We start from the raw sequence: 26,312 nt of genomic DNA, 5'->3' as shown, positions 1-26,312 counted from the left end.
TTAAGGATCTGAGAGATGGGAAATTTCCTAATGAACTGGATAAAAAGGTCTGGTCATTGGTTTATATACTTCCATAATCAGGGTGGTACCGCGAGCAAGCTCTCGTCCCTGTCCAGGGATGAGGGCTTTTTTTGTTGTTTTTAAAATGTTTTTTACATATTTTAGGAGGTTGATTAGAATGAAACAATTATCAGGTGCTGAAATACGCCGAATGTTCCTGGATTTCTTTAAGGAGAAAGGACACGCTGTTGAACCGAGCGCATCTCTCGTTCCGCATGAAGATCCTTCCCTGCTCTGGATTAATAGTGGTGTCGCCACTCTGAAGAAATATTTTGACGGCCGTGTCATCCCTGAGAACCCAAGGATTACAAATGCCCAAAAATCCATCCGCACCAACGATATTGAAAATGTAGGCAAAACAGCAAGGCACCATACATTTTTTGAAATGCTGGGCAACTTCTCAATTGGTGATTATTTTAAAGAAGAAGCAATCGTTTGGGCTTGGGAGTTTTTGACTGATGAAAAATGGATTGGTTTTGCAGAAGAAAAACTTTCTGTTACGATTCACCCAGAAGATGATGAAGCTTTTAACATCTGGCGGGAAAAAGTAGGAGTGCCTGAAGACAGAATTATCCGCCTTGAAGGAAACTTCTGGGATATCGGAGAAGGCCCAAGCGGTCCAAATACAGAAATCTTCTATGATCGCGGACCTGAATATGGAAATGACACAGAAGATCCTGAACTTTATCCAGGCGGTGAAAACGAACGCTATTTGGAAGTCTGGAACCTTGTGTTTTCTGAATTCAACCATAATCCTGATGGCACTTATACGCCGCTTCCTAAGAAAAATATTGATACCGGGATGGGGCTTGAGCGGATGGCATCTGTCGTTCAAAATGTGCCTACCAACTTTGATACAGACTTATTTATGCCGATTATCCGGGGAACAGAAGAAATCTCAGGCAGGAAATATGGAGCTTCAAAAGAAACGGATGTTGCATTTAAAGTTATTGCTGACCATATCCGCACAGTGGCATTTGCAGTGGGTGACGGTGCGCTGCCTTCTAATGAAGGACGGGGCTATGTATTAAGAAGGTTGCTTCGCCGTGCTGTCAGATATGCTAAACAAATTAATATAAACGAGCCATTTATGTATGAATTGGTGCCTGTGGTAGGAGAAATTATGCATGACTTCTATCCGGAAGTAAAAGAAAAAACAGAGTTTATCCAAAAGGTCATTAAGAACGAGGAAGAACGTTTCCATGAAACACTACATGAAGGTCTTGCCATTCTTTCATCTGTTATCAAGAAAGAAAAGGAAAAAAGCAGCGATACGATTCAGGGTGAAGACGTTTTCCGTCTTTACGATACGTACGGGTTCCCTGTTGAGTTAACAGAGGAATATGCTGAAGAAGAAGGTATGAAAGTGGACCATGCCGGATTTGAAAAGGAAATGGAAGGACAGCGTGAGCGTGCACGTTCAGCACGTCAGGATGTAGATTCCATGCAGGTCCAGGGCGGTGTATTAGGAGAGCTGAAAACCGAAAGCAAATTTGTCGGATATGATAAGCTTCAGACAGAAGCCATAATAGCTGCAATTGTGAAGGATGGGCAATTAATTGAAGAAGCTCATGCTGGTGATGAGATTCAGCTGATCCTGAATGAGACACCATTTTACGCAGAGAGCGGCGGACAGATTGCTGATCAGGGAACTCTTGAAGCAGAAGGATTAATGGTTTCAATTAAGGATGTTCAAAAAGCTCCGAATGGACAAAACCTTCATAGAGCTGTCGTTGAAAAAGGAACGCTGAAGGCTGAAGCATCTGTATTGGCTGCGGTAAATGAGCAAATCCGTTCAAAGGTAATCAAAAATCATACTGCAACTCACCTGCTGCATCAGGCTTTAAAGGATGTTCTGGGAGGCCATGTTAACCAGGCTGGTTCTTTGGTAGGGCCTGATCGCCTGCGTTTTGACTTCTCTCATTTCGGGCAAATTACCTCTGAAGAGCTTGAGAAAATTGAAGCGATTGTCAACGAACAAATTTGGCAAAGCCTTGAAGTTGAGATCAATTACAAGGATATTGACGAGGCAAAGGCAATGGGTGCTATGGCTCTATTTGGTGAGAAATATGGCAAGATTGTCCGTGTTGTTCAGGTTGGGGATTACAGTCTTGAGCTTTGCGGCGGGTGTCATGTTCCGAATACTGCTTCCATCGGATTGTTCAAGATCCAATCGGAAAGCGGAATTGGGGCTGGAACTCGCAGAATAGAAGCAGTAACTGGCGAATCAGCGTACAAGCTGATGAATGACCAGATAACTGTATTAAAAGAAGCTTCAGGCAAATTAAAGACCAATCCAAAAGATTTATCCGCAAGAATTGATGTGCTGCTTGGAGAAATGAAGCAGCTGCAGCGTGAGAACGAATCTTTAGCAGCGAAATTGGGCAATATTGAAGCAGGGAGCCTGGTATCAAAAGCAAAAGAAGTCAATGGCATTACTGTTCTTGCTGAGAAGGTCCAGGCATCAGACATGAATAACCTGCGCAATATGGCTGACGATTTAAAACAAAAACTCGGATCTGCAGTTGTTGTATTAGGCAGTGTAAACGAGGGTAAAGTGAATATTATTGCCGGAGTGACAGATGATCTGATCAAAAAAGGCTTCCATGCGGGCAAAGCGGTCAAAGAAGTTGCTGCAAAATGCGGCGGCGGAGGCGGAGGCCGTCCGGATATGGCTCAGGCTGGCGGAAAAGACCCGGAAAAACTTGAAAGTGCTCTGCAATTTGTGGAAGAATGGGTTAAATCCGTTTGATATCCCTGTAAAGTAGTGTAAAATGGAGGTAACCAAGAGAGATTGTTCATCATCAGGAAGATACAGCTTGTTCTTCACCATGTTTTCCTGTCAGGAACAAGATCATTTATTGATCGCTCTGTTTATTCAGGCGGCAGGCCAAACAGTTATGAAGAGGGGGACAAGCTGGCTATGAACCGGATTTAATCCGGCAAATATAGGCTATCCTATCCTTCATACAGAAAAGCGAGGTGTAAGATATGAGCTCATTTGACAAAACAATGAGGTTTAATTTTCCTGAAGAACCAATCGAACAAGATGTTAATGAAGTTCTGTTTCAAGTTTATGGTGCCCTTCAGGAAAAAGGGTATAACCCTATAAACCAAATTGTCGGTTATCTGCTGTCCGGGGATCCGGCTTACATTCCCCGCCATAAGGATGCACGCAATATCATCCGTAAACTTGAACGGGATGAGATCATCGAAGAATTGGTTAAATCGTACTTAAAACAGCAGCGTGAGGGGTAAACATGCGGACTATGGGATTGGATGTCGGCTCTAAGACAGTCGGCGTCGCTCTAAGCGATGCGCTCGGATGGACGGCGCAGGGCCTGGAAACCATCAAAATCAGCGAGGAAGAAAAAGAGTTTGGTTTTGAAAGAATTGGTGAAATAATAAAAGAGCATGAAGTCAGTAAGATTGTTGTCGGCTTGCCTAAAAATATGAATGGAACCATTGGCCCCCGCGGTGAAGCCAGCCAGTTCTTTGCTTCAGAACTGGAAAAGCTATTTGGCCTTCCGGTCGTATTATGGGACGAGCGTCTCTCAACAATGGCAGCTGAAAGAGTTTTGCTTGAAGCGGATGTCAGCCGCAAGAAACGGAAAAAAGTCATTGATAAAATGGCAGCCGTCATGATTTTACAAGGCTTTTTAAATAGCCAAATTTAATGAGGTGAACAGAAATGAACCATGGAGATAACAACATTACTGTAATTGACGAGGAAGGCAACGAGCAGCTTTGCGAAGTATTGTTCACGTTTGACTCGGATGAATTCGGCAAGTCATATGTCCTTTACTATCCAGTGGGGGCAGATGAAAATGATGATGAAGAAATTGAAATTCACGCATCAGCATTCAGTCCAAGCGAAGACAGCAAGGATGGCGAACTGCAGCCGATCGAGACAGAAGAGGAATGGGATCTAATTGAAGAAATGCTAAACACATTCCTTGATGAGCAGGAAGATTAATAAAACTGGCCCCCGGGCCAGTTTTTTATTTGCTTCTTTTTCCGACGGAGTTAATTAAACCGACAGCGCAAAATATGGAAATAATTGGCGGATCTTTTTGGTTTTTGTAATATCCTGCGACTTCCAAAAGAAAATATAGTATAATAAGCCCGTGATGTATGAGGAAACAATAAGAAAATATGAAGTTTTTTCTTAGGCAATTGGATGAAACATGCAGTTATACAAGGCTGTTTTTGCAAGGTTTGTTGCTTTTTTAATATTATCCACTGAGTTGATTGTAGCGGAAGGTGCGAGACTCCAGCGGGAATAGCGGGACAGGTGAGACCCCGCAGACTCGAAGCGTTGAGGAGGCTCACCGCCTGCCCCGCGGAAAGCGAGCATCCTGGAGCGGAAATCAACGGGCAAACATTAAAAGGCGACAACAATAATTTGTACGAAAAGAGCCATTTACAAAGCCAATGTCTTTGGAACGGGGGGATATGTGATGTCTGCAGACGATCAAAAAGGAAAAAAAGAAATAATACGCGAAAAAATGATTGAGCGCCAGGGCGAAGCAAAAGTAGTCCGAAAAATTGTACTGATAGTTGCAATCATATTATTAATCTTAGCTGCTGCAGTGATCGGCGGGGGATATTTTTATATTAATTCAGCTTTAAAGCCTGTTGATCCTGATAATAATAAGCCGAAAAAAGTAGAGATACCAATCGGGTCATCTGTAACAGGAATTGGCACTGTCCTTGAAGAAAATGGAATTATCAGGGATGCACGTGTTTTTAAATATTATGTGAAATTTAAAAATGAAGCTGGATTCATGGCAGGAGAATATGAATTGAAGCCTTCCATGAATATGAAGGAAATCCTTGATAGCTTAAAAACAGGTAAGGTAATGGAAGAAGCGGCTTTCAAGATCACCATTCCAGAGGGAAAACAGCTTGAGCAGATAGCGGGGATCATTGCAGAAAAAACGGATAAAAAACCTGAAGATGTTTTGAAAAAACTTAATGAGAAAGCTTTTATTAAGTCGTTAATGGCAGAATATCCTGAATTGCTGACAAAGGAAGTCCTGGCTGAGAATATTAAATATCCTCTTGAGGGATATTTATTCCCGGCAACCTATCCTTTTTACAAAGAAGACCCGACTATAGAGGAAATTGTCGAAGTTATGCTTGATAAAACGGCATCAGTTATTCAAGAGTATAGCGGTGAGATGGAGAAGCGGGAATACACCCCGCACAAATTATTGACAATGGCATCGCTCATAGAGGAAGAAGCAACGGCGAAAGTAGACCGTGATCAGATTGCGAGTGTTTTCTACAATCGGATTGACACAGGAATGCCTCTGCAGACAGATCCAACTGTCCTGTATGCACATGGTGAACATAAATCAAGGGTCCTATATAAAGACTTAGAGATCGACTCTCCATACAACACCTATAAGTACCCTGGACTGACGCCGGGGCCAATTGCAAATGCCGGGGTTACCTCAATTAAAGCAGCATTGGTGCCTGCAGAAACAGATTACCTGTACTTCCTGGCTACATCAACAGGAGAAGTCCTTTTTTCAAAGACACTGGATGAGCATAATCAAAAAAAAGCACAGCATATATCAAATAATTAAATAAGTAAAAGGGGAATGTGCAGATATAGCATTCCCCTTTTACTTATGGTAAAATAGATCAGGTGTTTTAATACAAGCTTTGCGATAGCGTAAATCACGGACAAGCATGGATACAGGCTCATCTCTAAGCCGGAATGCAGCACAGCGCATTTTCACATCCTATCTGTGAACGCTATTTTTTCATGTCTAAATGGAAAAGCCGCTGAAAACCGTGAGTCTCTTACAGCCGCAGCTTGACAATAAAAATCCGTCTGATCGAGGTGATGCCAGCTTGATGAACGATAAGCTGCATGCATATATAGAGGAAATAATACCTGAAAGGCCCCAGTTACTGGACAAAATGGAGCAATACGCCAAAGAGTACAATGTTCCGATCATGGAGCTGGCAGGAATTGAGGCAATGCTTCAGCTTTTGCGCATCCAAAAACCTAAAATGATTCTCGAAGTTGGCACGGCAATCGGCTATTCAGCACTCAGAATGGCATTCGCTGTTCCTGAGTCGAAAATCGTTACAATAGAACGCGATTCGGAACGTTACCAGCTTGCCGAACAGTATATAGATGAAGCCGGGAAAAAGGAGCAAATCCTCATCATAAAGGGAGATGCCCTGGAAGTCGGGGAAGACGTTGAAAAGCAAGGACCCTATGATGCTATATTTATCGATGCAGCAAAGGGCCAGTATCAGCGATTCTTTGAAATATATTCCCGATTTCTCTCCGATGGCGGCGTGATTATTACAGACAATGTCCTTTTTAAAGGCCTTGTGTGTGAATCAGATATAGAAAATAAACGTATCCGGAATATGGTTCGAAAAATTGATGTTTTTAATAAATGGTTAATGAGTCATCCTGAATACCATACAGTTATTTTGCCTGTTGGGGATGGCGTGGCAATTAGTAAAAAGAGGTGATTATAATGAAAAAACCTGAACTGTTAGTGACACCAACAAGTGTTGAAGATATCGGGCCCCTAGTGTCTGCAGGCGCAGATGCTTTTGTCGTAGGGGAACAGCGATATGGACTGAGGCTTGCAGGGGAATTCACAAGAGAAGATGTGAAAGAAGCGGTTGAACTTGCACACAAGCATGGGAAAAAAGTGTATGTGGCGATGAACGCTTTATTTCATAATGATAAAGTGCCTGAACTTGAAGGTTATATCAGTTTCCTGAAAGAAATAAATGCTGATGCAATCATTTTTGGGGATCCGGCTGTATTAATGGCCGCCCGCTCGGCTGCACCGGACATGAAGCTCCATTGGAATACAGAAACAACTGCAACAAACTGGTATACATGCAACTACTGGGGCAGAAAAGGTGCAAAACGCGCAGTCCTTGCAAGAGAGATTAATATGGATGCCATCCTTGAAATAAAAGAAAATGCCGAAGTGGAAATTGAAGTGCAGGTTCATGGCATGACTGCCATGTTCCAATCAAAGCGCTCCCTGCTTGGTAATTATTATGAATACCAGGGGAAAGCCCTGGAGGTTGAAAACCGCAAACAGGAAAAGAATATGTTCCTTCACGATAAGGAACGGGAAAATAAATACCCGATCTTCGAAGATGAAAATGGCACTCATATCATGAGCCCTAATGACATCTGCATTATAGATGAACTGCAGGAAATGATTGAAGCAGGCATTGATTCATTTAAAATTGACGGGATATTAAAAACTCCTGAATATATTATTGAAGTGACTAAGCTCTACAGAAAAGCTATTGATCTATGTGTCGAAGACCCGGACCAATACGATGAAATAAAAGATGGCCTTCTCACTGAAGTTGAAGAAATCCAGCCGGCGAATCGTCCCCTTGATACTGGATTCTTCTTTAAAGAAACTGTCTACTGATTTAACTATATTAAAAAGAAAGAGGAGGAAGCTCTATGGCAGCGGTAAAAGAAAAAATTTCCGAAATTGTCAACGGCAAACGGGTTATTGTAAAAAAGCCTGAATTGCTTGCTCCGGCAGGAAACCTTGAAAAGCTGAAGATTGCCGTCCACTATGGTGCCGACGCTGTGTTTATCGGCGGACAGGAATACGGCCTTCGTTCAAACGCAGGAAACTTCACTTTTGAAGAAATGAAAGAAGGCGTTGAATTCGCCAAAAAATACGGAGCCAAGATTTATGTCACAACCAATATTTTCGCACATAACGAAAATATTGATGGTCTTGAGGAGTATTTGCTGGGCCTTAAAGAAGCAGGAGTAGCAGGAATCATTGTGGCAGATCCGCTTATCATTGAAACCTGCCGCCGTGTAGCACCTGAAATAGAAGTGCATTTAAGCACGCAGCAATCGCTTTCCAACTGGAAGGCAGTCGAGTTCTGGAAGGAAGAAGGATTGGAGCGTGTCGTTCTTGCGCGTGAAACAAGTGCGGAGGAAATTAAGGAAATGAAGGAGAAGGTTGATATTGAAATTGAAACCTTCATTCATGGGGCGATGTGCATTGCCTACTCCGGGCGCTGCACACTCAGCAATCATATGACTGCCCGTGATTCCAACAGGGGCGGCTGCTGCCAGTCCTGCCGCTGGGATTATGATTTATATCAGCTTGATGGAGAAAATGAAGTTCCTTTATACAGCGAAGGAGATGCTCCATTTGCGATGAGCCCTAAAGACCTTAAGCTGATTGAATCAATTCCGCGTATGATCGAATTGGGGATTGACAGTTTAAAAATCGAAGGACGCATGAAATCCATCCATTACATTGCAACAGTAGTAAGTGTGTATCGTAAAGTGATTGATGCTTATTGTGCAGATCCCGACAACTTCCAGATTAAGCAGGAATGGCTTGAAGAGCTTGATAAATGTGCGAACCGTGAAACAGCGCCGGCTTTCTTTGAAGGGGTTCCTGGGTATAAAGAGCAAATGTTTGGAAATCATAGCAAAAAGACGAATATCGATTTCGTCGGGCTTGTGCTGGATTACAATCCGGAAACACAAATTGTTACCCTTCAGCAGAGAAACAAATTTATGCCTGGAGAGGAAGTCGAGTTCTTCGGCCCTGAAATTGAAAACTTTACACAAGTCATCGATAAAATATGGGATGAAAAAGGCAATGAACTGGATGCTGCGCGCCATCCGCTTCAAATTGTTCAATTTAGAGTTGATAAGCCGGTATACCCTGACAACATGATGCGAAAGGAGCTCTAATCAATGAAACGCAAACCCGTTGTAATTGGGGTGGCCGGCGGTTCCGGCTCAGGAAAAACGAGCGTAACCAAAGCGATCTATGACCGTTTCAAAGGGCATTCAATCCTTATGATCGAACAGGACTATTATTATAAGGATCAGACTCATCTGCCTTTTGAAGAAAGACTGAAGACAAATTATGACCATCCGCTTGCATTTGATAACGACCTGCTTATTGAACATATTGAAAGCCTGCTGAGATATGAGCCGATAAGAAAGCCTGTATATGATTATGCCATGCATACAAGGTCTGAAGAAGTAATTGAAGTCGAACCAAAGGATGTCATCATCTTAGAAGGCATACTGATTCTTGAGGATGAGAGGCTCCGTAATCTGATGGACATGAAATTATATGTAGATACAGATGCCGACCTGCGGATCATCCGACGCTTATTCAGGGATATAAAAGAGCGTGGACGCACCATGGATTCAGTCATTGAGCAATATGTAAATGTAGTGCGGCCAATGCATAATCAATTTATTGAGCCGACGAAAAGATATGCTGACATCATTATTCCTGAAGGCGGGCATAATTACGTTGCCATCGATTTAATGGTCACAAAAATTCAAACAATTCTTGAACAAAAGTCATTTTTATGAAACAATAGCAATGAAAATGTTCTATAGGACTTATCCTTTTACCGAGTGGCTGTGTAAGATCTATTGCTTATCCCGGTTCATTATAACCGTCAGCTAAATCTTTTAGAGCCAGTCAATATAAAAAGATGATCTGCGCGCCCTTTAACAAAGGACGCGCTCCTGTTCATTTTCTTGAAAATATGATAAAAAGAAGTACATACATTATAGAACACATACTTTTGAAGGATGTGTAATTCGAAGGAGTGAAGGTTTTGGCTACAGAAAAGGTTTTCCCAATGACACAGGCAGGTAAAGAAAAACTTGAGCAGGAACTTGAATATTTAAAATCGGTTAAACGCAAAGAAGTGGTTGAACGTATAAAAATCGCAAGAAGCTTCGGAGACCTTTCCGAGAACTCAGAATATGATTCAGCAAAAGAAGAGCAGGCTTTTGTTGAGGGCCGGATTACCACTCTTGAAAATATGATCCGCAATGCAAAGATCATTCAAGAGGAAGAAATGGCCGGAGATATTGTTGGACTTGGCCGTTCCGTTACGTTCGTAGAGCTTCCGGATGGAGACGAAGAAACTTACACTATCGTTGGAAGCGCTGAGGCGGATCCTTTTGAAGGAAAAATCTCAAACGATTCTCCAATTGCCAAGAGCCTGATTGGGCGTACAGTCGGAGACGAAGTTACCGTTCAGACTCCAGGAGGAGAAATGAACGTACGTATTGTTTCCATTAAATAAGAATAGCTGGTTTGAAATCAGAAAACCTCGTCAAGACTTTTGACGAGGTGTTTTTTATGTGGAGAAACAGAGCAGTTGGCTGGCTAATCGTCAGTTTCATTGTACTTAGTTTACTTATGGGAAGGCTGATACAGCTGCAGCTTATTTCAACAGAGCATTTTACAGGCAGGGAAATCAATCTTTTGGAAGCGAGTGTCCGTCAGCGCTCCCAGGAAATGATTATCGATGCCGGGAGAGGGGATTTTCTTGATCGCAGCGGTAATCCCATGACCTTTGAAAATAAATCTGTTCTTATATTATTCCCCTTCCTCGCAAAAATGGATTGGAATATAAAAAAGATATCTGAAATTACGGGTGCTTCGGAGTATTCTTTGCGGCATTCAGTTGAGAATGCAAAAGAACCTTTTGCATTTGGAAGCCCTGAGCCCATTCAGCTGTCTTACGATCAAATGGAGAAAATCAATGACTTGAAAATTCCGGGTGTCTTTGCTGTTGAGAAGAAGTACAGCCGTTCCGAGAAACCTGCATCCCAGCTAATTGGAATTACCGGCCAAAATCAGGCCGTCCTTAATGAAAGATACCCGGATAAAGATCTGTCTCCCGACACAATGATCGGCATTACTGGCATGGAGAAGAGCTTTGATGAATTTCTGCTTCCTGAAGGGGCATCAAAACTTGTCTATCATGTGGATGGAACAGGCGGACCGCTGTTTGGCATCGATGTAAAATATGTTGAGCCGGCAAACCCCTTTTATCCGGTCAATATTAGGACAACTTTGGACTATGATTTGCAAATGATGGCTGAAAAATTGGCGGATCAGCATGGGATTAAAAAAGGCGGCATTGTCCTTCTTGATATAGAGACTAATTCAATTTTGGCAATGGTGTCGCGTCCATCACTTAATAAATCTAATCCTTTTGATGAAGAAAGCAGAGGGACGATTAATCATATGATTAAACAGCAGATCATGGGATCGATTTTTAAAACGGTGGTGGCAGCAGCCGCAATTGATCATGGTCTCGACGATCCTAAAAGGCAATTTGACTGCAGCAGGAAAATAAATGGAGATCCAGATCTTAAATATCAGCATGGCATGCTGAATTTCGATGAGAGCTTTGCCAGGAGCTGTAATAATACATTTGCTTCCATTGCTAAGGAGTTAAAAGATATTAACCCGGATCTCCTTGAGGAGTATGCAGAAAAACTGTCATTAATAGGTCCTGTAAGCTGGGAGGGAGATATTTATCACTTCAGCGATTTTAAACAGCTTCAGGACGAAGAAAAAGGACGGGTGTTTCTGTCTGAAGATGCTAAAAAAGACAGTAATTTTGCAGGCCTTACAGGGATTGGACAGCATGAAGTGAGAGCTACTCCACTTGCTGTTGCCAACATGATGGCAACTATAGCCAGAGGAGGAGAGAAAGAAATGGTCCGGGTTGCGTCAGAAATTGAATATAAAAACAGTACATCACTTATAGAATTCGATAAACAGAAGCTGCAGGGAGATATCATTGCCCCGTTTACCGCTATGAAGCTTCAAAGGCTGCTAAGGGGAGTAGTAATCAATGAAGAAGGGACCGGGCGCTGGTTTAATGAACTTCCATACGAAGTTGCAGGCAAATCCGGCACTGCAGAAACAGGTATAATGGCAGATGGAAAGCAGCTTCACAATAAATGGTTCGCTGGTTATTTCCCATATAAAAATCCAAAATATGCCCTTGTAACTGTAAACTTGGAAGTTACTGAAGACACAGGAGGAGTGAATCCGCTCTTTGCTGAAATTGTGAAAGAAATCTATAACTATAATCATAAACAAGAAATTCCTCCATCTGGCTCTGCAGACTCTTAAACAAATATGGTATAGTGTAACTTTCCCTATGCTGCTGCGGTACATTAATTGCTGGCGTTACCTGTGTCCATAGGTTAATTCTTTTAAGATAACCTGATTCCATGTTAGAATGTTGACAGCCGCTGTTTCGGATATAGCCCGTGGGCAGATGGCTGGGGTAATAATTTCTACTCATTTTTTATTATACCTATAAGTCTGATAACAGATTGGGGAGGAGAAAGTCTTGAAAGGGAATAACAGAGAGTCCCGTTTTGGAAAACGGGAAAAAAGAAAAAAAACCAATATCATTTTAAATAGCCTTATTGCACTTGTCATCATCCTTATTATTGTTGTATCAGCCAAAATATTCTTTGGCGGTAATAACGACCAGGCACTTCCTGCTGATGAACAGACAGCATCTGAATCGAAGCAAAATGAGAAAAACAAGGAAGATAAGGGCAATGATATAGAGCAAAACAAGGATAATGACGAAGAGAAAGCAGATAAAGAGTCTGAAGAAGAAAAAGAAACAGAAGAGAATGCTGATGAGGAGACTGAAGAAGATAAAGAACAAGTCGTAACAGAAGGCGGAAGCGGGCCTGACGTGGAAAAAACGATTGAAAATCCAGCATGGAAACCAGTCGGAACCTCTCAAACCGGGGAGCATACTGCAGTCTACGATCAAAATCATGCAGATTGGCAGGAAATGCTCAGTGCCATTTCTTATGCTACAGGTGTTGACCAGGGCAATATGACTGTTTGGTTCCTCGGAAATAATGGGCCAAACAGCTCTGTTGGGACAATTTCCACAAAAGATCAAAGTGAGAAGTACCGTGTCTATATAGACTGGGTTGACGGAGAAGGATGGAAGCCTTCCAGAGTAGAAGTCTTAAATGAAATAAATTAATTATAAGGACGCCAAGGCGTCCTTATTTTTTTGCTTTATAGTGGACCACCGCCGAGAAATAAGTCCTTCCATTCTCATCAAGATGCATTTGATGCGATACGTGGTGGACAGATAAAAGGATGGCTTTATTATGCTCAATCTGTAAATTTATCTTCTTTTCAAGCTCCTTTAAAGTAGTAGCCTCATAAAACTCAACCTTATCTTCTATCAAATCAAACTGGAAATTCATCATGATTCCCCCTTCCCTTCGATACTATCTTTTATTTTATGGGGTGAGTTTTAGTCTGGCAACTTTCAAAACCTGAGAGGTTAATGCATGAATTATTTACGAATATGGCAATCATCCCGTCTATGATGGTAGAATAGAGTTTGCATAAATCATATGGGCATGCTATTACCAGGAATGTAATCAAAGCATAGAAAAATCAGAAAGAGGTTTTAAAATGAAAATAGCTATTATTGGAGCAATGGAAGAGGAAGTTACTTTACTTAGAGATAAAATAGAAGATAAGCACCAGGAAACTATTGCCGGATGCGAATTTACAGCAGGGAAAATGAATAGCGCGGATGTTGTGCTTCTCCGTTCTGGAATAGGCAAAGTAAACGCAGCCATGTCGACTGCCATCCTTTTGGAGCGGTACAAGCCGGATTATGTCATTAACACCGGTTCAGCCGGAGGATTTAACCCTGAACTGAATGTGGGAGATACAGTAATTTCAACAGAGGTAAGACATCACGATGTAGACGTTACTGCTTTTGGCTACGAATATGGACAGGTACCTCAATTGCCGGCAGCATTCGAAGCAGATCACAGCCTCGTGCAGATTGCTGAAGCATGCGCCAAGGAAATCGGGGATATCCAGGTTGTCAGAGGGTTAATTGCAACAGGCGACTCTTTCATGAATGATCCGGCAAGAGTAGATTATATCCGTGATAAATTTACAGACCTTCAGGCGGTAGAAATGGAAGCTGCAGCAGTTGCGCAGGTTGCACATCAATTTGAGACTCCTTTTGTTGTCATCCGTGCCCTTTCAGACATTGCAGGAAAAGAATCAGATGTTTCATTTGAGCAATTTTTGGAGAAGGCAGCACTTCATTCTGCTACACTTGTAATGAAGATAGTAGATGCCCTTAAGTATAACAAGTAAAAAGGACAGGCGGTTATACATAAATCGGCTTTTCCCTTTTTTCCTATCTTACATTATTTACATCACCTTCACGCTTGCTAAGTATGTTAAAGTAGATTTATAGTCTATCTTAGAAGGTGATAATAAATGATGAACGAAGCAAAGCATCTATATGAAAAGATGGTGGATTTCAAGCGGTTTGCAATTTCAATGCTCGCTGTCGGATCGTTTTTTTACATTGGTTTAATTATCCCTGACACTGCAAATACAGTTTCTGATTTATATATAATGGCTGGATCTTCTTCAGCTTTCCTTATAGGCTCAATCCTTTTCTTTATCCTTTCCAAACGATGCAGAACGAAATTGAATGAAACGGATGAAGGCCAGGAATACCTCATGAGAAAATAAGTAAACCCAACGCCCGGATTTCCGGGCGTTTTTTTCATAAATTAAAATTTTTAATAAAAGTGAATAAAAAAGGTTTACAAACTGCATAATCGTGGATATAATTACCAGTGTAAGTGAAAATTCTAAAAAGGAGGTCGAATGAAATGATGTTAACTGCAATTGTATTAGAAGCACAGCTAAATAAATATTGTACAAATTCGACCTACATGGAATGGATCGCTTAGATTTGCTTTATTGACATTACATATCCATGCCGCAGGGAGAATTGTGCCCTGCGGTTTTTTATGCCTAAATGGCAGGCCGCTGGGAGTAAATCTCTTTGCGGCTTTTTTGTGCCTTTTGGCAGGATATGAAAGAGGAGGTGGAATATCTAATGACATTAAATATCTTATTTTTGACAGTCACGATAAAAAAACGTCACGTATCAGCAGAAGATGTAGTTCGTGAACAAATGGCTAAAGAAATTATTGAACAAAACCGTGATCGTCAATTCTCAATTTACCGTCCATTTTAATTCAGTGACAAAAAAACAAGAAAGGTGGTTTGTTAAATGATTTACATTTTACAAGGACGTCAGGCAATTTTCTGGGTGGAGAAAGATTCCACCTAACAAAGCTGTAACCGGTTAGGAGGTAAGGAGCATGTCTTTGCATATATTAATTTTAACCTTGAAATTCCGAAAAAAAAAGAACTGATCCACTTGATGCGGATTAACAGAATGTTCACATTCCTCCCCTTTTCTTAAGCAAAAACCATGATACATTAAAGAAAATAAGGAATTTTATAAGGGGTGTGGAAGATGTTCTGGATCGTAATGGGATTGGTTGTGTGCGGTACTGTCGGCTGCATCATTTCTGCTGAGGTAAGTGTAACAGAATAATGTGCAATATAAGAAAAAGGACTGACTTCCTGATTGAGAAGTCAGTCCTTTTTGTTCGGGAAAATCCAGAGAAATAGGACGATTCCAGAAACTGCGAGCAATATCAGCAAGGTCTTTAAAGAAAAACCTTCAAAAATAAACTTTGCAAGGCTGTCAAGAAAAACAATAAAAAATACAAGGGCTAAAATTATTCTCTGACCATTCAAATTATCAAGACCTCTTTCTTCCTGATTATTTATATAACTTTAAAGGGAGCTATGTATACCGCATACCGGCGATAAAAATTATAACATGAATGATTATATCCTATCATCATAGCGAAAAGCTTTAATGAAGGTCTAATGGCTGAAAAAATGAGGAACGGAATTTTTTCTGAGGAAATTATCTAAATTGGACAGACAAAAACAACTCCATCCATACATAGGAATTAGTTATAGGCATTTTTGAACGCATTATAAGCGGGGGTGGAACGATGTCCGGTATTTTAACTGCACTCGGGTTTTTGGTTAAGGAGATAGTGTTTCTTGTATCTTATGTAAAAAATAATGCATTTCCTCAACCGCTGTCTCCTGCAGATGAAAAGAAATACCTGCGTTTGATGGCTGCAGGCGATTCGCATGCCCGTAATATGCTTATTGAACATAATCTAAGGCTCGTTGCCCATATTGTAAAGAAATTCGAAAATACAGGAGAGGATTCTGAGGATCTGATTTCAATAGGGACAATCGGACTGATAAAGGCCATTGAGAGCTATTCGGAAGGGAAAGGCACAAAGCTTGCCACATATGCAGCCCGCTGTATTGAGAATGAGATACTGATGCACTTACGGGCACTGAAGAAGACTAAAAAAGATGTATCCCTTCATGATCCTATCGGGCAGGACAAAGAAGGCAATGAAATATCTCTTATTGATGTTCTTAAGTCGGAATCTGAAGATGTTATTAATACGATTCAGCTAAATATGGAGCTCGAAAAAGTGAAGGAGTATATTGATGTTTTAGATGACAGAGAAAAAGAAGTCATTGTCGGCAGGTTCGGACTTGACCTGCAAAAAGAAAAAACACAAAGAGAAATTGCCAAAGAGCTTGGCATATCAAGAAGTTATGTCTCCAGAATTGAAAAAAGGGCACTAATGAAAATGTTTCATGAGTTTTATCGGGCGGAAAAAGAAAAAAGGAAAAATAACAGCTAAAGGGACAGTTTGACTGTCCCTTCAGTTATTCAATTCTGCCGTTTTTCAGTAAGAGCTTCCAGTTCTCACCGCTATCTGCAGATTCATATACATCTTTGAGATAAGTTGAAACTGCAAGCTTTCCATCAGATTTTTGATCGGCAGCAATGTATGTAATAGGGTTATCATAGCTGAGAAAAGGGATATTAATCTGTGAGTTTTCCATCGTTTTAAGATCGATTTTGCTCATTTGGACCTTTTCCTGATCTGCATAGGCATAATACAAGCTGTTTTCCGTAAATGCGAGGGCTGTAGCCATAATTGGCTCAGATATTAACTTTACAGTTTCCCCTTTATCCTGTGAGTAAAAGATGCCGCTTCTTGTTGACATGGCCATGATTTCACGATTAGTTGGATGTGCCGCGATCATACCAAGTGTGTCGGCTTCAAGTCCCTTTAAGCTGACTGGATCCCATGTTTTGCCTGCGTCCTGAGAACGGTATACACCTGCCTTGAGCTCATCGTTATTTTCCTGATTGATCATATAGATTATATTTGTATCATAGCCGGCAGCTAAAAAAGGAAAGGAACTTGTTCCGCTAAAAGCCAGTTTCTTGAAAGAAGCTCCGTTATCTGTACTTTTCACAATACCAAGAGGGTTTTTTATAACGGAGTTCTTATCAGGATGGCCGCTGACAATAAATCCATCTTTGACTGCCTGAAACCCCATATAGTCATGTTTAAGAGAAGTGGTCTCGTGCCAAATGCCATCTTTGAAAAACTTTAAGCCTTCGCTGGATGAAAGGTAGAGTCCGGTATCATTTCCCGGATATCCTATTCCTTGAATATGCTCGATTTGCTGAACTGAGGCTTCAATAATAGTATAGTCAGCGGCCTCTGAAGTTTTATTAGAAGGTTCATCAGCAGTTTTCTTATTTTGCTCATCTTCAAGCGAACAGCCAGATGCGAGCAACAAAAGGAGAACCGCTAAAATCGTTCTGCCTTGTTTCATTCGTTTCACTCCAATTCATAACATTTCAATGGTTATTATTATCGATGTCATTATATAGTATTTCAGCATAAAATAAAAAACCCTTGCCTGTGGAAGGGTTCAGAAAAATGCACCCTGCTAAGAGTGAAGAAAAAACTTATTTTGTTCCTCATACTTGATTTCAGAAAGGTGTTTTGTCATTTTCCCTGTTCCCTTACAGGCTGGGCAGGGCTTCTTTATGAATTTACATGCTGTAATGCTGCCTGTGCCTTTGCATTTCTTGCAGATTGAGATAATCTTCATTTAACACTCCTCCCATAAAATTCCTTCTAGAATATTCTATGAACAATTCTAATAGTGGTGCTGAGAAAACATCGGTTTTTAACCGTGATTTAGTACAAAAGCCTAAGCGATTGTCCATTTATTACATATCTTAGTAATAGAAGGCGAAGGGAGGTAATTGGTTATGCCTTATGGTTATGGCGGTTATCCTGTTCCCCCTCCTTATCCATGCGGTTATTATGGAGGAGGCGGTTTCTGGCTGGCCCTCGCAGTTGTCCTGCTGATCCTGCTGCTTGTTTTTGGGGGATTTGCTTACTATGGCGGCTATTTCAGGTAGCGATAACCAGCAGTTGGCTCATATCTTAGGATATGGGCTTCTTTTATAGGTGCTATTTTATAGAAATTTCGGAAAAATCAAGGTATAATATTTCTGCAGCCGAAACTTTTTATGGGGGGATTATATGACTGCAGCAGCATATTCGTCAGTATGGGATTTAGATGTTTTTTTTAAGGATGGAAGCGACTCAGCTGAATTTAAACAGCATTTACAGGAAACAAGAAAACATATTGATTCATTTTCTAATCTAATCCATAATTGGGAGCCTTCTAACTCAGATGCGGATGCCGCTGAAATAAGTAAAATTATTGAGCTGTTTCAGCAGACGGCAAGAAAAGTGCGCCAGGCAGGAGCTTTTGTCAGTTGTCTTCAGGCTCAAAATACCGAAGATAAAAAAGCGAAAGACCTTAGAGGGGCAACTACGGAATTGAGTGCGGGTTTTCAAAACGCTTTAACTGTATTTGATCAGAAGCTGGCAAGTTTAGATCACGGTGCATGGGAGCAGATAATAAATAATCAGGATTTAAATGAACTCTCATTTGTATTAAGCGAACGCCGCGAAAAAGCCTCAGAAAAACTTTCGCAGGAGGAAGAGACTGTCATTAATGCTCTTGCAGTTGATGGTTACCATGGATGGGGCCAGATGTATGACGTAATAGTAGGAAACATAAAGATTCCATGCACTGAAAATGGGGAGATGAAACAGCTTTCAGTTGGACAGGCTGCCAATAAGTTTTCAAGTCCTGACAGAAAGCTGCGCAAGGAAGTTTTTGATAATTGGGAAAAATCATGGAACAGCCAGTCTGACTACTTATCCAAGACCCTTAATCACTTAGCCGGCTTTAGATTAAATGTATATAAATTAAGAGGATGGAATGACTTTCTAAAGGAACCGCTGGACTTAAACAGAATGAAAAAAGAAACCCTGGAAACAATGTGGGAGGTAATTTCCCGAAATAAAGCGCCTCTTGTTAAATATCTGGAGAGAAAGGCAAAGCTTTTAGGTTTAGAAAAATTAAGCTGGTATGACCTGGATGCGCCGCTCTCCGCGTCAGAAACGAAGTTAACCTATCAGGAGGGTGCAGAATTTATCCTTGAACAGTTTGCTCACTTCGGAGAAGAAATGACCTCCTTTTCTAAAAAAGCCTTTGAAGAAAAGTGGATTGAAGCAGAGGACCGTCCCGGAAAGGCGCCAGGCGGTTTTCATACTTATTTCCCTGAAGACAGCCAATCCAGAATCTTTATGACATACTCAGGGACACCATCCAATGTTTCCACCCTGGCACATGAACTCGGGCATGGATTTCATATATATGCAATGAGAGATCTTCATTTGCTTAATCGAAATTATGCCATGAATGTGGCTGAGACGGCTTCTACTTTTGCAGAAATGATCGTCTCTGATGCAGCAGTGAAAAATGCAGGGTCAGAAGAAGAGAAACTGGCACTTTTAGAAGATAAAGTACAAAGGTCTGTTGCACTGCTAATGAATATCCATGCGCGATTCCTGTTTGAAACAAGATTCTATGAAGAAAGAAAACAGGGAAATGTGAGTGCCGACCGTCTGAATGACATCATGGCAGAAGCCCAAAGAGAGGCTTATGGCGACGCACTTGGTGAATATCATCCATCCTTTTGGGCTTCAAAACTCCATTTCTTTATTACTGGCGTGCCATTCTATAATTTCCCATATACTTTTGGGTACTTATTCTCGCTTGGAATCTATGCACAGGCACTAAAAGAAGGGAAAGGGTATGAAGAAAAATATATAGCTTTATTAAAGGATACAGCATCGATGACAGTCGAAGATTTAGCGATGAAGCATTTAAATGCAGATTTAACAAAACCTGAGTTCTGGGAAAGCGCCGTTCAATTATGCATGGACGATGTGGAAGAGTTCCTGGCATTAACAGAAGATAAATAAAAATGGAAGCCGCGCTCTTATATTGAGCACGGCTTTTTTACATTTTTTTCAGCCTGAAAGGGCTTATCATTAAAATTGAAAGTATCAGCATTATGAAAAGGAATATAGGTGATGGCCAATACGGAACTGCCAGAAAGCATAAAGTGGCGAGGCAGCCGGAAGCTGTTATTGGCAGCCCGGTAAAATAGCCGTTATTCTCACTAATGTTAAAACGGGCAAGCCGCAAAGCTCCACATCCTATATATAAAGCAGTCAGGAAGGCGCCGGGTGCCCCGAATTCATAAAGTACTCCCGTGTATAGGAGCAGTGCAGGTGCAACTCCAAACGAAATTATATCACTCATTGAATCCAGCTGCTTTCCTAAATCCGATTCAATATTCATTTTTCTTGCCGCCACCCCATCGAATCGGTCAGCTAGTGCTGCGATAAAGATCAGCAGCACACTCAATTTTAAATTGTCGTTAATAGAAAATAAAATAGCAAAGCACCCTAAGAACAGGTTAGACAGAGTTAGGATATTGGCTGTCTGTGTCTTTAGCTTCTTAATGGTTAAATCAAGAACAACCTGAAAAAACATAATAAACACTCCTTGCACGGGGGAATCACAGCTTGCAGACGTTAGTAAGTTTTTATAACAGTGTTGATGTTTTCTGGCTATTGGGAACTACCGGGAAGGATAGAAATAGAAGTAATCCGTAAATTCATTGAAGCCAATAATAAAAAAAGCGCCAAATCAGAGGAAGTCTATGGCAAACTTAGTTTTATATGTTATATAATAATATTTTATTCTATGCTTTTTATGCCTGTTCGTAGAGAACATATTTAGTTAGGGGGCATTTCCTTTGTTAAAACCTGTATATCGCCTGCTGATTGAACTGACAAATGGAAGATGGACATCCGGTATACTTCAGAAATTTGCACAATCAAATTTAAGCAGGAGGGTCATTCCGTCATTTTCAAGAATTTATAATATTAATGAAAGTGAAATGGAAAAAAAACTGCATGAATATCCAACACTTCATGAGTTTTTCATTAGAAGGCTTAAGGAAGGTGCAAGAGTTACGGATGCTAGCCCTGATTCGGCGGTAAGTCCTGTAGATGCTGTAATCGAAGATATTGGGGATATCCGGGAGGATCGTATTATTACAGTAAAAGGGAAGAACTATTCCATCTCTGAGATGCTGGGTGCTAATAAAGCAGGGAAATATGCAGGCGGGACTTACATGATCTTTTATTTAAGTCCGAGTCACTATCACAGGATACACAGTCCGGTCACTGGGAAAGTAGCAGATCAATGGATTCTGGGGTTAAAATCTTTTCCGGTTAACAAATGGGGTTTAAAATATGGAAGAGAAACTCTTTCTAAAAATTTCCGGAGCATAACTGAAGTAAGGCATGGTGATGCTGCAATTGCTATTGTGAAGGTTGGTGCTATGTTTGTAAATTCCATTGAACTTACCCATGAAGGGGACCAGCTTGAAAAAGGAAAGGAAATGGCCTATTTTACTTTTGGCTCTACTGTTATTCTCCTGTTTGAGAAAGGTAAATTCCAGCTGGAAAAATCAATTAAGACTCCTGCCCACATTAAAGTAGGGGAGCGGATTGGAACCCTGATGTGAATGTGCAGAGCATTTGTTTCGGGTAATAAATATGGAGAATAAAAAAAGCCCTATTCAGGGCTTGTCCATTTTTAGGATGTAACTTTTATTCTGTTTGATAGTGAACGACGGTGGATTTCTGTTTCAATTAAACGGATGAAGTCTTTGCTAAGCTGCAGTTCCTTTGCTTTATAATAGGATTCGATTAATAATTCATCTGACAGTTTGCGCATTCCTGTCCCACCTCCAGGTCCTTGATATTTCAGTTCTAAAAGAATTATTTTATACATATAATGTAAGATTTTATGTTGTACCCTTACTCTAGCAAATTAAAACGATTAGAACAACTGTTCTCTTATCCACAGGGAACCGTGGATAACCTGTGATTATTTTGTTTATAAAAAGGGAAAAAGTATTAAAATCATATTGGATTATGTGCATAAAGTTATCCACAGGTGTGAGGAGCAGTTGGTTTTTGTCGAAAAATTTTTATTTTAAGGGAAAATAACAACTATTCCGTGGAAATTTACTGAGTTTTGAGTGTCTTTCCCCATTTTGTGGAATCGTATAAAATAGAACGGCCAGATTGTATCCGCCATTCTTTATTTTGAAAGAACGGATGAAATTGGGTATGATGAAATCGGTGTTTTATCTGGTGAAATTACTTGAGGGCATTAGAAGCAATATTGCCGGACAATATGAATAAATGATTGAGGTGTAAATATAGTGTTAAAGCATTTTTTGCCTAATCAGCATGTTAAAAGTATATTTGAAATAACTCCACACAGTTTACAGGAAAAGGGAGTTAAAGGGATAATCACGGACCTGGATAATACTCTAGTCGAATGGGACAGGCCGAATGCAACACCGAAGCTGATTAGCTGGTTTGAAGAAATGAAGCAAAGCAACATCAAGGTTACCATTGTGTCTAATAATAATGAAAATCGTGTTAAGGCTTTTTCCGACCCCCTTGATATTCCATTCATTTATCAGGCTAGAAAGCCAATGGGCAGGGCCTTCCGAAGAGCTCTAACTGAAATGGGGCTGAGAAAAGAAGAAACAGTGGTGATTGGAGACCAATTGCTGACTGACGTGCTGGGAGGAAACAGAAACGGTTTCCACACTATTTTGGTCGTACCTGTAGCCCAAACGGACGGATTTGTTACAAAATTTAACCGTCTGGTGGAAAGGCGGATTTTAAATTGGTTCAGAAAAAAAGGAATGATTCAGTGGGAGGATTAAAAAGTGAGTGAAGAACAATTTGTTTGCGTAGGCTGTGGAGTGAAAGTGCAGGCAGACAATCCTGATGAGTTGGGTTATGCTCCTCAATCAGCTCTGCAGAAGGAAACGATTATTTGCCAGCGCTGTTTCAGGCTGAAGCATTATAATGAAGTTCAGGATGTAAGCTTGACAGATGATGATTTTCTGAAGATCCTGAATGAAATTGGACAAAGTGATGCACTTATTGTGAAGATTGTGGACATTTTTGATTTTAACGGCAGCTGGCTTCCAGGGCTTCATCGTTTTGTGGGCAGCAATAAAATCCTGCTGGTCGGAAACAAAGTTGACCTGCTTCCAAAGTCCGTGAAGACTAATAAGCTGATTAACTGGATGAAGCAGGAATCAAAACAGCTGGGGCTGAAACCGGAAGAAGTTTATCTGGCAAGTGCTGCAAAAGGGTACTCCATTAATGAAATTGCAGCAGCCATTGATCATTATCGGGATGGAAAAGACGTTTATGTAGTAGGATGCACTAATGTGGGTAAATCCACTTTTATCAATCGCATATTAAAGGAAGTAACAGGTGAGGGCGATGTCATCACTACTTCCCACTTCCCTGGGACGACTCTTGATATTATCGAGATACCTCTATCTGACGGAAAGGCTTTGGTGGATACTCCAGGTATAATAAACCATCATCAGATGGCCCATTATGTAGATAAAAGGGATTTAAAGGTGATAACACCTAAAAAGGAGATTAAGCCAAAGGTTTACCAGTTGAATGAAGAGCAGACTCTGTTTTTTGGCGGATTGGCAAGGTTTGATTACATTGCAGGCGGCCGGCGTTCGTTTGTATGCCATTTCTCTAATGAATTAACTATTCACCGCACCAAAACAGAAAAGGCGGATGAGCTATATGAAAATCATGCGGGAGAGATGCTTACACCGCCAAGAAAAGAACAGATGGAAACCTTCCCGGAGCTTGTGAAACATGAATTCACAATTAAAGAACCGAAAACAGATATAGTATTTTCAGGACTTGGCTGGATTACGGTAAATGATGGTGGAGCAAAAGTAGCTGCATATGTTCCTAAAGGTGTCCATGCTATGATAAGGAAGTCATTAATTTAGGCTGTGTACTTGGATTTGCTTACGCTTTTCAAAAGGGGTGAGGATTTTTGAAAAAGCTGTTTGGAGTGATTGGGGATCCCATTTCCCATTCAATGTCCCCCGCTATGCACAATGATTTAATTAAGATTTTCAGTATTGATGCACATTATCAGCCATTCCATATATCCAGGGAGAATCTGCCGGACGCTATTAAAGGGTTCAGGGCAATCGGCATTGCGGGATATAATGTTACTGTACCCCATAAGGAGGCAATCATCCCTCTTTTAGATGAACTGGATCCTCTGGCAGAGGCAATTGGGGCAGTTAATACAGTGATCAATCAGGATGGTAAGCTAATAGGCTATAACACGGATGGAAGCGGTTTTGTAAAAGGCCTGCTGAATCAAAAACAATCAATTAATGGCAAAAGGGTGCTGATAGTGGGGGCAGGCGGAGCTGCGAGAGCCATTTATTTTACAATTGCTAAAGAAGGTCCGGAGCTTCTGGATATTTGCAATCGGACTCCACAAAGGGCAGAACAGATTATGAATGATTGCCCATTTGAGGTTCCTGCGCGGGTGCTGAACCGACAGGAGGCAGAGGAGAGCTTGGAAACATACGATTTAATTGTTCAGACTACATCCATCGGGATGCATCCGGAAATTGACCAGAGCCCGCTTTCAGTACATAAGATTAAGCCTGGAGCCTTTGTCAGTGATATTATATATAATCCGCTGCAAACAAGGCTTTTGAAGGATGCTGCCGTAAAGGGTGCGGGTATTCAGAATGGTATTGATATGTTTGTATATCAGGGTGCCCTTGCTTTTGAAATGTGGACTGGCATCCGACCCGACATTGAAAGAATGAGACAAAAAGTTTTAAATCAGCTGGGAGGATTATCATGCTAACAGGAAAGCAAAAACGTTTCTTACGATCAAATGCCCATCATTTAAACCCGATTTTCCAAGTAGGAAAGGGCGGGGTAAATGAAAATATGATTAAACAAGTAGGAGAAGCACTGGAAGCCCGTGAATTATTAAAGGTTTCAGTCCTTCAAAACTGTGAAGAAGACAGGGATACGGTGGCACAGCAGCTGTCAGAAGGCGCCAAGGCAGATGTTGTACAAATCATAGGAAATATAATTGTTTTATACAAAGAATCGAAAGAAAACAAACAAATCAACTTGCCGTAAGCTTCCAGGGCTAAAACTGAATGTATGGAGGAGAGTAAATGGAAAAGGTAGGCATACTTGGAGGGACCTTTAATCCGCCTCATTTAGGCCATCTCATTATTGCAAATGAGGTAATGTTTTCTCATGGTTTGGATGAAGTCTGGTTTATGCCGAACCATGAGCCTCCCCATAAAAAGAGGTCAGATAATGTCAGCAGCAGTGATCGAATAGAAATGCTTAAATTGGCATTGCAGAATCATGCAGGCTTTAAATTGGAGCTGATCGAGCTGGAGCGGGAAGGTCCTTCATTTACCTACGATACGATCAGGATTTTGAAGGAACACTATCCTCAAAAGCAATTTTATTTTATTATTGGAGCTGACATGGTTGAATATTTGCCCAAGTGGCATAACATTGACAAACTTCTTGAATTGATTACCTTTATAGGAGTAAGGCGGCCATCTTACAATTTGCAGACTCCCTATCCGATTCTTTATGCTGACGTTCCTGAAATGGGAATCTCCTCAAGTATGATCAGAAGCCGTGTAAAGGAAAGCCGTACTATTCGCTATCTGGTACCGGATGCTATAAGGAGTTATATAAAGGAGAATCATTTATATGAATCGTGAAACAGCTCTTGCTATTGTAAAGGAGCAGCTGACTGAACATCGCTACCTTCATACAGTCGGAGTGATGGAAACAGCCATTAAACTTGCAGAGAAATATGGTGCTGATAGTAAGAAAGCTGAATTGGCAGCCATTTTTCATGATTATGCTAAGTTTCGCCCTAAGGATGAAATGAGGGGAATTATCATTAAGGAAGGTATGCCAGCCGAGCTTTTGAATTACAATAGTGAACTTTGGCATGCTCCTGTCGGTGCTTTTTTGGCTGAGAGAGAAGCGGGAATCGATGATAAAGAGGTTTTGGATGCAATAAGATATCATACGTCAGGGAGGCCGCGGATGGCACTTCTTGAAAAGATCATTTATTTGGCAGATTATATTGAACCTGGTAGGCATTTTCCGGGAGTTGACGAAGTGCGTGATTTAGCACGGACGAACTTGAACCAGGCTTTAATAAAAGCTGTCCAAAATACCATCATGTTTTTAATGAAAAAAGGGCAGCCTGTATTTCCGGCTTCCTTCCAAACTTATAATGACCTTGTAATGAATAAGGAGGATTGAT

General features: G+C 40.9%; 31 protein-coding genes. 26 read left to right on the top strand and 5 right to left on the bottom strand.

All coding sequences use genetic code 11. The annotated features are described in order from the left end of the window. Nucleotides 1-178: 178 nt before the first annotated feature. The 13 genes from alaS (at nucleotide 179) to PBF_RS16840 (ending at nucleotide 12,906) form a co-directional block, all read left to right on the top strand. Nucleotides 179-2,812, top strand: coding sequence for an alanine--tRNA ligase (gene alaS / locus PBF_RS16895; protein ID WP_035331234.1), 2,634 nt, complete (start codon nucleotides 179-181; stop codon nucleotides 2,810-2,812). Between the two features lie 42 nt (nucleotides 2,813-2,854). After that, entirely contained in the window at nucleotides 2,855-2,998 is a 144-nt protein-coding gene (locus PBF_RS26185; RefSeq protein ID WP_160169266.1) for a hypothetical protein, read from the top strand. A 53-nt stretch (nucleotides 2,999-3,051) separates the two neighbouring features. Then, nucleotides 3,052-3,318 (top strand): IreB family regulatory phosphoprotein, encoded by a 267-nt coding sequence (locus PBF_RS16890; protein WP_009333061.1) that lies wholly within the window; start codon nucleotides 3,052-3,054, stop codon nucleotides 3,316-3,318. Between the two features lie 2 nt (nucleotides 3,319-3,320). Continuing rightward, nucleotides 3,321-3,737 carry a Holliday junction resolvase RuvX gene (gene ruvX, locus PBF_RS16885; protein ID WP_035331233.1) on the top strand — a complete coding sequence of 139 codons (417 nt, stop codon included), beginning with the start codon at nucleotides 3,321-3,323 and terminating at the stop codon, nucleotides 3,735-3,737. Nucleotides 3,738-3,751: 14 nt separating this feature from the next. Beyond that, the gene (locus PBF_RS16880) at nucleotides 3,752-4,036 is read left to right on the top strand and encodes a DUF1292 domain-containing protein (RefSeq protein ID WP_035331232.1); all 285 of its coding nucleotides are present in this window, start codon (nucleotides 3,752-3,754) and stop codon (nucleotides 4,034-4,036) included. A gap of 484 nt (nucleotides 4,037-4,520) precedes the next feature. After that, on the top strand, nucleotides 4,521-5,654 hold the full coding sequence (gene mltG, locus PBF_RS16875) for an endolytic transglycosylase MltG (protein WP_035331231.1): 1,134 nt from the start codon (nucleotides 4,521-4,523) through the stop codon (nucleotides 5,652-5,654). Between the two features lie 274 nt (nucleotides 5,655-5,928). Then, nucleotides 5,929-6,564: an O-methyltransferase gene (locus PBF_RS16870; protein WP_035331323.1), complete on the top strand. Its 636-nt coding sequence runs from the start codon at nucleotides 5,929-5,931 to the stop codon at nucleotides 6,562-6,564. 5 nt (nucleotides 6,565-6,569) lie between these two features. Further along, a complete protein-coding gene (locus PBF_RS16865; RefSeq protein ID WP_035331230.1) occupies nucleotides 6,570-7,499 on the top strand; it encodes a peptidase U32 family protein in 930 nt (309 codons plus the stop codon). Nucleotides 7,500-7,534: 35 nt separating this feature from the next. Further along, on the top strand, nucleotides 7,535-8,803 hold the full coding sequence (locus PBF_RS16860) for a peptidase U32 family protein (protein ID WP_035331229.1): 1,269 nt from the start codon (nucleotides 7,535-7,537) through the stop codon (nucleotides 8,801-8,803). 3 nt (nucleotides 8,804-8,806) lie between these two features. Further along, nucleotides 8,807-9,442, top strand: coding sequence for a uridine kinase (gene udk, locus PBF_RS16855; protein ID WP_035331228.1), 636 nt, complete (start codon nucleotides 8,807-8,809; stop codon nucleotides 9,440-9,442). A gap of 251 nt (nucleotides 9,443-9,693) precedes the next feature. Continuing rightward, nucleotides 9,694-10,170, top strand: a complete 477-nt coding sequence (gene greA / locus PBF_RS16850; RefSeq protein WP_009333053.1) for a transcription elongation factor GreA — start codon at nucleotides 9,694-9,696, stop codon at nucleotides 10,168-10,170. A 56-nt stretch (nucleotides 10,171-10,226) separates the two neighbouring features. Next, complete coding sequence (locus PBF_RS16845) at nucleotides 10,227-12,020, top strand: peptidoglycan D,D-transpeptidase FtsI family protein (protein WP_035331227.1); 1,794 nt, start codon at nucleotides 10,227-10,229, stop codon at nucleotides 12,018-12,020. A gap of 223 nt (nucleotides 12,021-12,243) precedes the next feature. Then, nucleotides 12,244-12,906: a YrrS family protein gene (locus PBF_RS16840; RefSeq protein ID WP_035331226.1), complete on the top strand. Its 663-nt coding sequence runs from the start codon at nucleotides 12,244-12,246 to the stop codon at nucleotides 12,904-12,906. A gap of 22 nt (nucleotides 12,907-12,928) precedes the next feature. Here the strand turns inward: PBF_RS16840 and PBF_RS16835 are convergent, their stop codons facing one another. Further along, nucleotides 12,929-13,135: a YrzA family protein gene (locus tag PBF_RS16835; RefSeq protein ID WP_035331225.1), complete on the bottom strand. Its 207-nt coding sequence runs from the start codon at nucleotides 13,133-13,135 to the stop codon at nucleotides 12,929-12,931. 214 nt (nucleotides 13,136-13,349) lie between these two features. On the opposite strand from PBF_RS16835, the gene mtnN reads away from it, so the two are divergent. The 4 genes from mtnN to sigK all read left to right on the top strand — a co-directional run bounded on the left by mtnN (nucleotide 13,350) and on the right by sigK (nucleotide 16,513). Beyond that, entirely contained in the window at nucleotides 13,350-14,054 is a 705-nt protein-coding gene (gene mtnN, locus PBF_RS16830) for a 5'-methylthioadenosine/S-adenosylhomocysteine nucleosidase (RefSeq protein WP_035331224.1), read from the top strand. Between the two features lie 126 nt (nucleotides 14,055-14,180). Next, complete coding sequence (locus PBF_RS16825) at nucleotides 14,181-14,441, top strand: YrhC family protein (RefSeq protein WP_035331223.1); 261 nt, start codon at nucleotides 14,181-14,183, stop codon at nucleotides 14,439-14,441. 319 nt (nucleotides 14,442-14,760) lie between these two features. Continuing rightward, a complete protein-coding gene (locus PBF_RS16820; RefSeq protein WP_035331222.1) occupies nucleotides 14,761-14,955 on the top strand; it encodes a YrzI family small protein in 195 nt (64 codons plus the stop codon). 838 nt (nucleotides 14,956-15,793) lie between these two features. Next, complete coding sequence (gene sigK / locus PBF_RS16815) at nucleotides 15,794-16,513, top strand: RNA polymerase sporulation sigma factor SigK (protein WP_035331221.1); 720 nt, start codon at nucleotides 15,794-15,796, stop codon at nucleotides 16,511-16,513. A 25-nt stretch (nucleotides 16,514-16,538) separates the two neighbouring features. Here the strand turns inward: sigK and PBF_RS16810 are convergent, their stop codons facing one another. Beyond that, nucleotides 16,539-17,504 carry a F510_1955 family glycosylhydrolase gene (locus PBF_RS16810; protein ID WP_035331219.1) on the bottom strand — a complete coding sequence of 322 codons (966 nt, stop codon included), beginning with the start codon at nucleotides 17,502-17,504 and terminating at the stop codon, nucleotides 16,539-16,541. Between the two features lie 117 nt (nucleotides 17,505-17,621). Next, nucleotides 17,622-17,786 (bottom strand): hypothetical protein, encoded by a 165-nt coding sequence (locus PBF_RS26180; protein WP_160169265.1) that lies wholly within the window; start codon nucleotides 17,784-17,786, stop codon nucleotides 17,622-17,624. Between the two features lie 163 nt (nucleotides 17,787-17,949). Between PBF_RS26180 and PBF_RS26555 the strand changes: the two genes are divergently transcribed. Together PBF_RS26555 and PBF_RS16805 are read left to right on the top strand one after the other, a co-directional pair. Then, entirely contained in the window at nucleotides 17,950-18,102 is a 153-nt protein-coding gene (locus tag PBF_RS26555; RefSeq protein ID WP_174749532.1) for a hypothetical protein, read from the top strand. Between the two features lie 124 nt (nucleotides 18,103-18,226). Next, on the top strand, nucleotides 18,227-20,026 hold the full coding sequence (locus PBF_RS16805) for a M3 family oligoendopeptidase (protein ID WP_035331217.1): 1,800 nt from the start codon (nucleotides 18,227-18,229) through the stop codon (nucleotides 20,024-20,026). A gap of 37 nt (nucleotides 20,027-20,063) precedes the next feature. On the opposite strand, the gene pssA is transcribed toward PBF_RS16805, so the two are convergent. Beyond that, nucleotides 20,064-20,603 carry a CDP-diacylglycerol--serine O-phosphatidyltransferase gene (gene pssA, locus PBF_RS16800; RefSeq protein ID WP_035331215.1) on the bottom strand — a complete coding sequence of 180 codons (540 nt, stop codon included), beginning with the start codon at nucleotides 20,601-20,603 and terminating at the stop codon, nucleotides 20,064-20,066. Between the two features lie 265 nt (nucleotides 20,604-20,868). Between pssA and PBF_RS16795 the strand changes: the two genes are divergently transcribed. Continuing rightward, nucleotides 20,869-21,645 (top strand): phosphatidylserine decarboxylase, encoded by a 777-nt coding sequence (locus tag PBF_RS16795; protein ID WP_035331213.1) that lies wholly within the window; start codon nucleotides 20,869-20,871, stop codon nucleotides 21,643-21,645. Between the two features lie 71 nt (nucleotides 21,646-21,716). Here the strand turns inward: PBF_RS16795 and PBF_RS16790 are convergent, their stop codons facing one another. After that, nucleotides 21,717-21,857, bottom strand: coding sequence for a sporulation histidine kinase inhibitor Sda (locus PBF_RS16790; protein WP_035331211.1), 141 nt, complete (start codon nucleotides 21,855-21,857; stop codon nucleotides 21,717-21,719). A 493-nt stretch (nucleotides 21,858-22,350) separates the two neighbouring features. Between PBF_RS16790 and PBF_RS16785 the strand changes: the two genes are divergently transcribed. Genes PBF_RS16785 through yqeK form a run of 6 tightly spaced genes read left to right on the top strand, consistent with a single transcriptional unit; the run spans nucleotide 22,351 to nucleotide 26,311 of the window. Beyond that, a complete protein-coding gene (locus PBF_RS16785) occupies nucleotides 22,351-22,866 on the top strand; it encodes a YqeG family HAD IIIA-type phosphatase (RefSeq protein WP_035331209.1) in 516 nt (171 codons plus the stop codon). A gap of 3 nt (nucleotides 22,867-22,869) precedes the next feature. Next, entirely contained in the window at nucleotides 22,870-23,976 is a 1,107-nt protein-coding gene (gene yqeH, locus PBF_RS16780; protein ID WP_035331207.1) for a ribosome biogenesis GTPase YqeH, read from the top strand. Between the two features lie 47 nt (nucleotides 23,977-24,023). After that, the gene (locus PBF_RS16775; RefSeq protein ID WP_035331204.1) at nucleotides 24,024-24,863 is read left to right on the top strand and encodes a shikimate dehydrogenase; all 840 of its coding nucleotides are present in this window, start codon (nucleotides 24,024-24,026) and stop codon (nucleotides 24,861-24,863) included. Further along, a complete protein-coding gene (gene yhbY, locus PBF_RS16770; RefSeq protein ID WP_035331202.1) occupies nucleotides 24,857-25,147 on the top strand; it encodes a ribosome assembly RNA-binding protein YhbY in 291 nt (96 codons plus the stop codon). Before PBF_RS16775 ends, yhbY begins: the two co-directional genes overlap by 7 nt. Before the next feature lie 38 nt (nucleotides 25,148-25,185). Continuing rightward, nucleotides 25,186-25,755 carry a nicotinate-nucleotide adenylyltransferase gene (locus PBF_RS16765; RefSeq protein WP_035331200.1) on the top strand — a complete coding sequence of 190 codons (570 nt, stop codon included), beginning with the start codon at nucleotides 25,186-25,188 and terminating at the stop codon, nucleotides 25,753-25,755. Next, the gene (yqeK, locus tag PBF_RS16760) at nucleotides 25,745-26,311 is read left to right on the top strand and encodes a bis(5'-nucleosyl)-tetraphosphatase (symmetrical) YqeK (protein WP_035331198.1); all 567 of its coding nucleotides are present in this window, start codon (nucleotides 25,745-25,747) and stop codon (nucleotides 26,309-26,311) included. The genes PBF_RS16765 and yqeK overlap by 11 nt, the downstream gene beginning before the upstream one ends. Nucleotide 26,312: the final 1 nt, after the last annotated feature.

Source organism: Cytobacillus firmus DS1, assembly GCF_000565285.1.
Classification (GTDB): domain Bacteria; phylum Bacillota; class Bacilli; order Bacillales; family Cytobacillaceae; genus Cytobacillus; species Cytobacillus firmus_A.
Note: the sequence above shows the minus strand (reverse complement) of the source record. Positions and strands in the feature narration are given on the sequence as shown.

Excerpts from the sequence above, each read along its gene's own strand:
- PBF_RS16765 (WP_035331200.1), top strand. The coding sequence starts at position 25,186 with ATGGAAAAGGTAGGCATACTTGGAGGGACCTTTAATCCGCCTCATTTA.
- mtnN (WP_035331224.1), top strand. The coding sequence starts at position 13,350 with ATGAAAATAGCTATTATTGGAGCAATGGAAGAGGAAGTTACTTTACTT.
- PBF_RS26555 (WP_174749532.1), top strand. The coding sequence starts at position 17,950 with ATGCCTTATGGTTATGGCGGTTATCCTGTTCCCCCTCCTTATCCATGC.
- ruvX (WP_035331233.1), top strand. The coding sequence starts at position 3,321 with ATGCGGACTATGGGATTGGATGTCGGCTCTAAGACAGTCGGCGTCGCT.
- PBF_RS16845 (WP_035331227.1), top strand. The coding sequence starts at position 10,227 with ATGTGGAGAAACAGAGCAGTTGGCTGGCTAATCGTCAGTTTCATTGTA.
- PBF_RS16890 (WP_009333061.1), top strand. The coding sequence starts at position 3,052 with ATGAGCTCATTTGACAAAACAATGAGGTTTAATTTTCCTGAAGAACCA.
- PBF_RS16810 (WP_035331219.1), bottom strand. The coding sequence starts at position 17,504 with ATGAAACAAGGCAGAACGATTTTAGCGGTTCTCCTTTTGTTGCTCGCA.
- mltG (WP_035331231.1), top strand. The coding sequence starts at position 4,521 with ATGTCTGCAGACGATCAAAAAGGAAAAAAAGAAATAATACGCGAAAAA.
- PBF_RS16790 (WP_035331211.1), bottom strand. The coding sequence starts at position 21,857 with ATGCGCAAACTGTCAGATGAATTATTAATCGAATCCTATTATAAAGCA.
- udk (WP_035331228.1), top strand. The coding sequence starts at position 8,807 with ATGAAACGCAAACCCGTTGTAATTGGGGTGGCCGGCGGTTCCGGCTCA.
- PBF_RS16825 (WP_035331223.1), top strand. The coding sequence starts at position 14,181 with ATGATGAACGAAGCAAAGCATCTATATGAAAAGATGGTGGATTTCAAG.
- PBF_RS26180 (WP_160169265.1), bottom strand. The coding sequence starts at position 17,786 with ATGAAGATTATCTCAATCTGCAAGAAATGCAAAGGCACAGGCAGCATT.
- PBF_RS16870 (WP_035331323.1), top strand. The coding sequence starts at position 5,929 with ATGAACGATAAGCTGCATGCATATATAGAGGAAATAATACCTGAAAGG.
- PBF_RS16880 (WP_035331232.1), top strand. The coding sequence starts at position 3,752 with ATGAACCATGGAGATAACAACATTACTGTAATTGACGAGGAAGGCAAC.
- yqeK (WP_035331198.1), top strand. The coding sequence starts at position 25,745 with ATGAATCGTGAAACAGCTCTTGCTATTGTAAAGGAGCAGCTGACTGAA.
- yhbY (WP_035331202.1), top strand. The coding sequence starts at position 24,857 with ATGCTAACAGGAAAGCAAAAACGTTTCTTACGATCAAATGCCCATCAT.
- alaS (WP_035331234.1), top strand. The coding sequence starts at position 179 with ATGAAACAATTATCAGGTGCTGAAATACGCCGAATGTTCCTGGATTTC.
- pssA (WP_035331215.1), bottom strand. The coding sequence starts at position 20,603 with ATGTTTTTTCAGGTTGTTCTTGATTTAACCATTAAGAAGCTAAAGACA.
- PBF_RS16860 (WP_035331229.1), top strand. The coding sequence starts at position 7,535 with ATGGCAGCGGTAAAAGAAAAAATTTCCGAAATTGTCAACGGCAAACGG.
- sigK (WP_035331221.1), top strand. The coding sequence starts at position 15,794 with ATGTCCGGTATTTTAACTGCACTCGGGTTTTTGGTTAAGGAGATAGTG.
- PBF_RS16865 (WP_035331230.1), top strand. The coding sequence starts at position 6,570 with ATGAAAAAACCTGAACTGTTAGTGACACCAACAAGTGTTGAAGATATC.
- PBF_RS16835 (WP_035331225.1), bottom strand. The coding sequence starts at position 13,135 with ATGAATTTCCAGTTTGATTTGATAGAAGATAAGGTTGAGTTTTATGAG.
- PBF_RS16805 (WP_035331217.1), top strand. The coding sequence starts at position 18,227 with ATGACTGCAGCAGCATATTCGTCAGTATGGGATTTAGATGTTTTTTTT.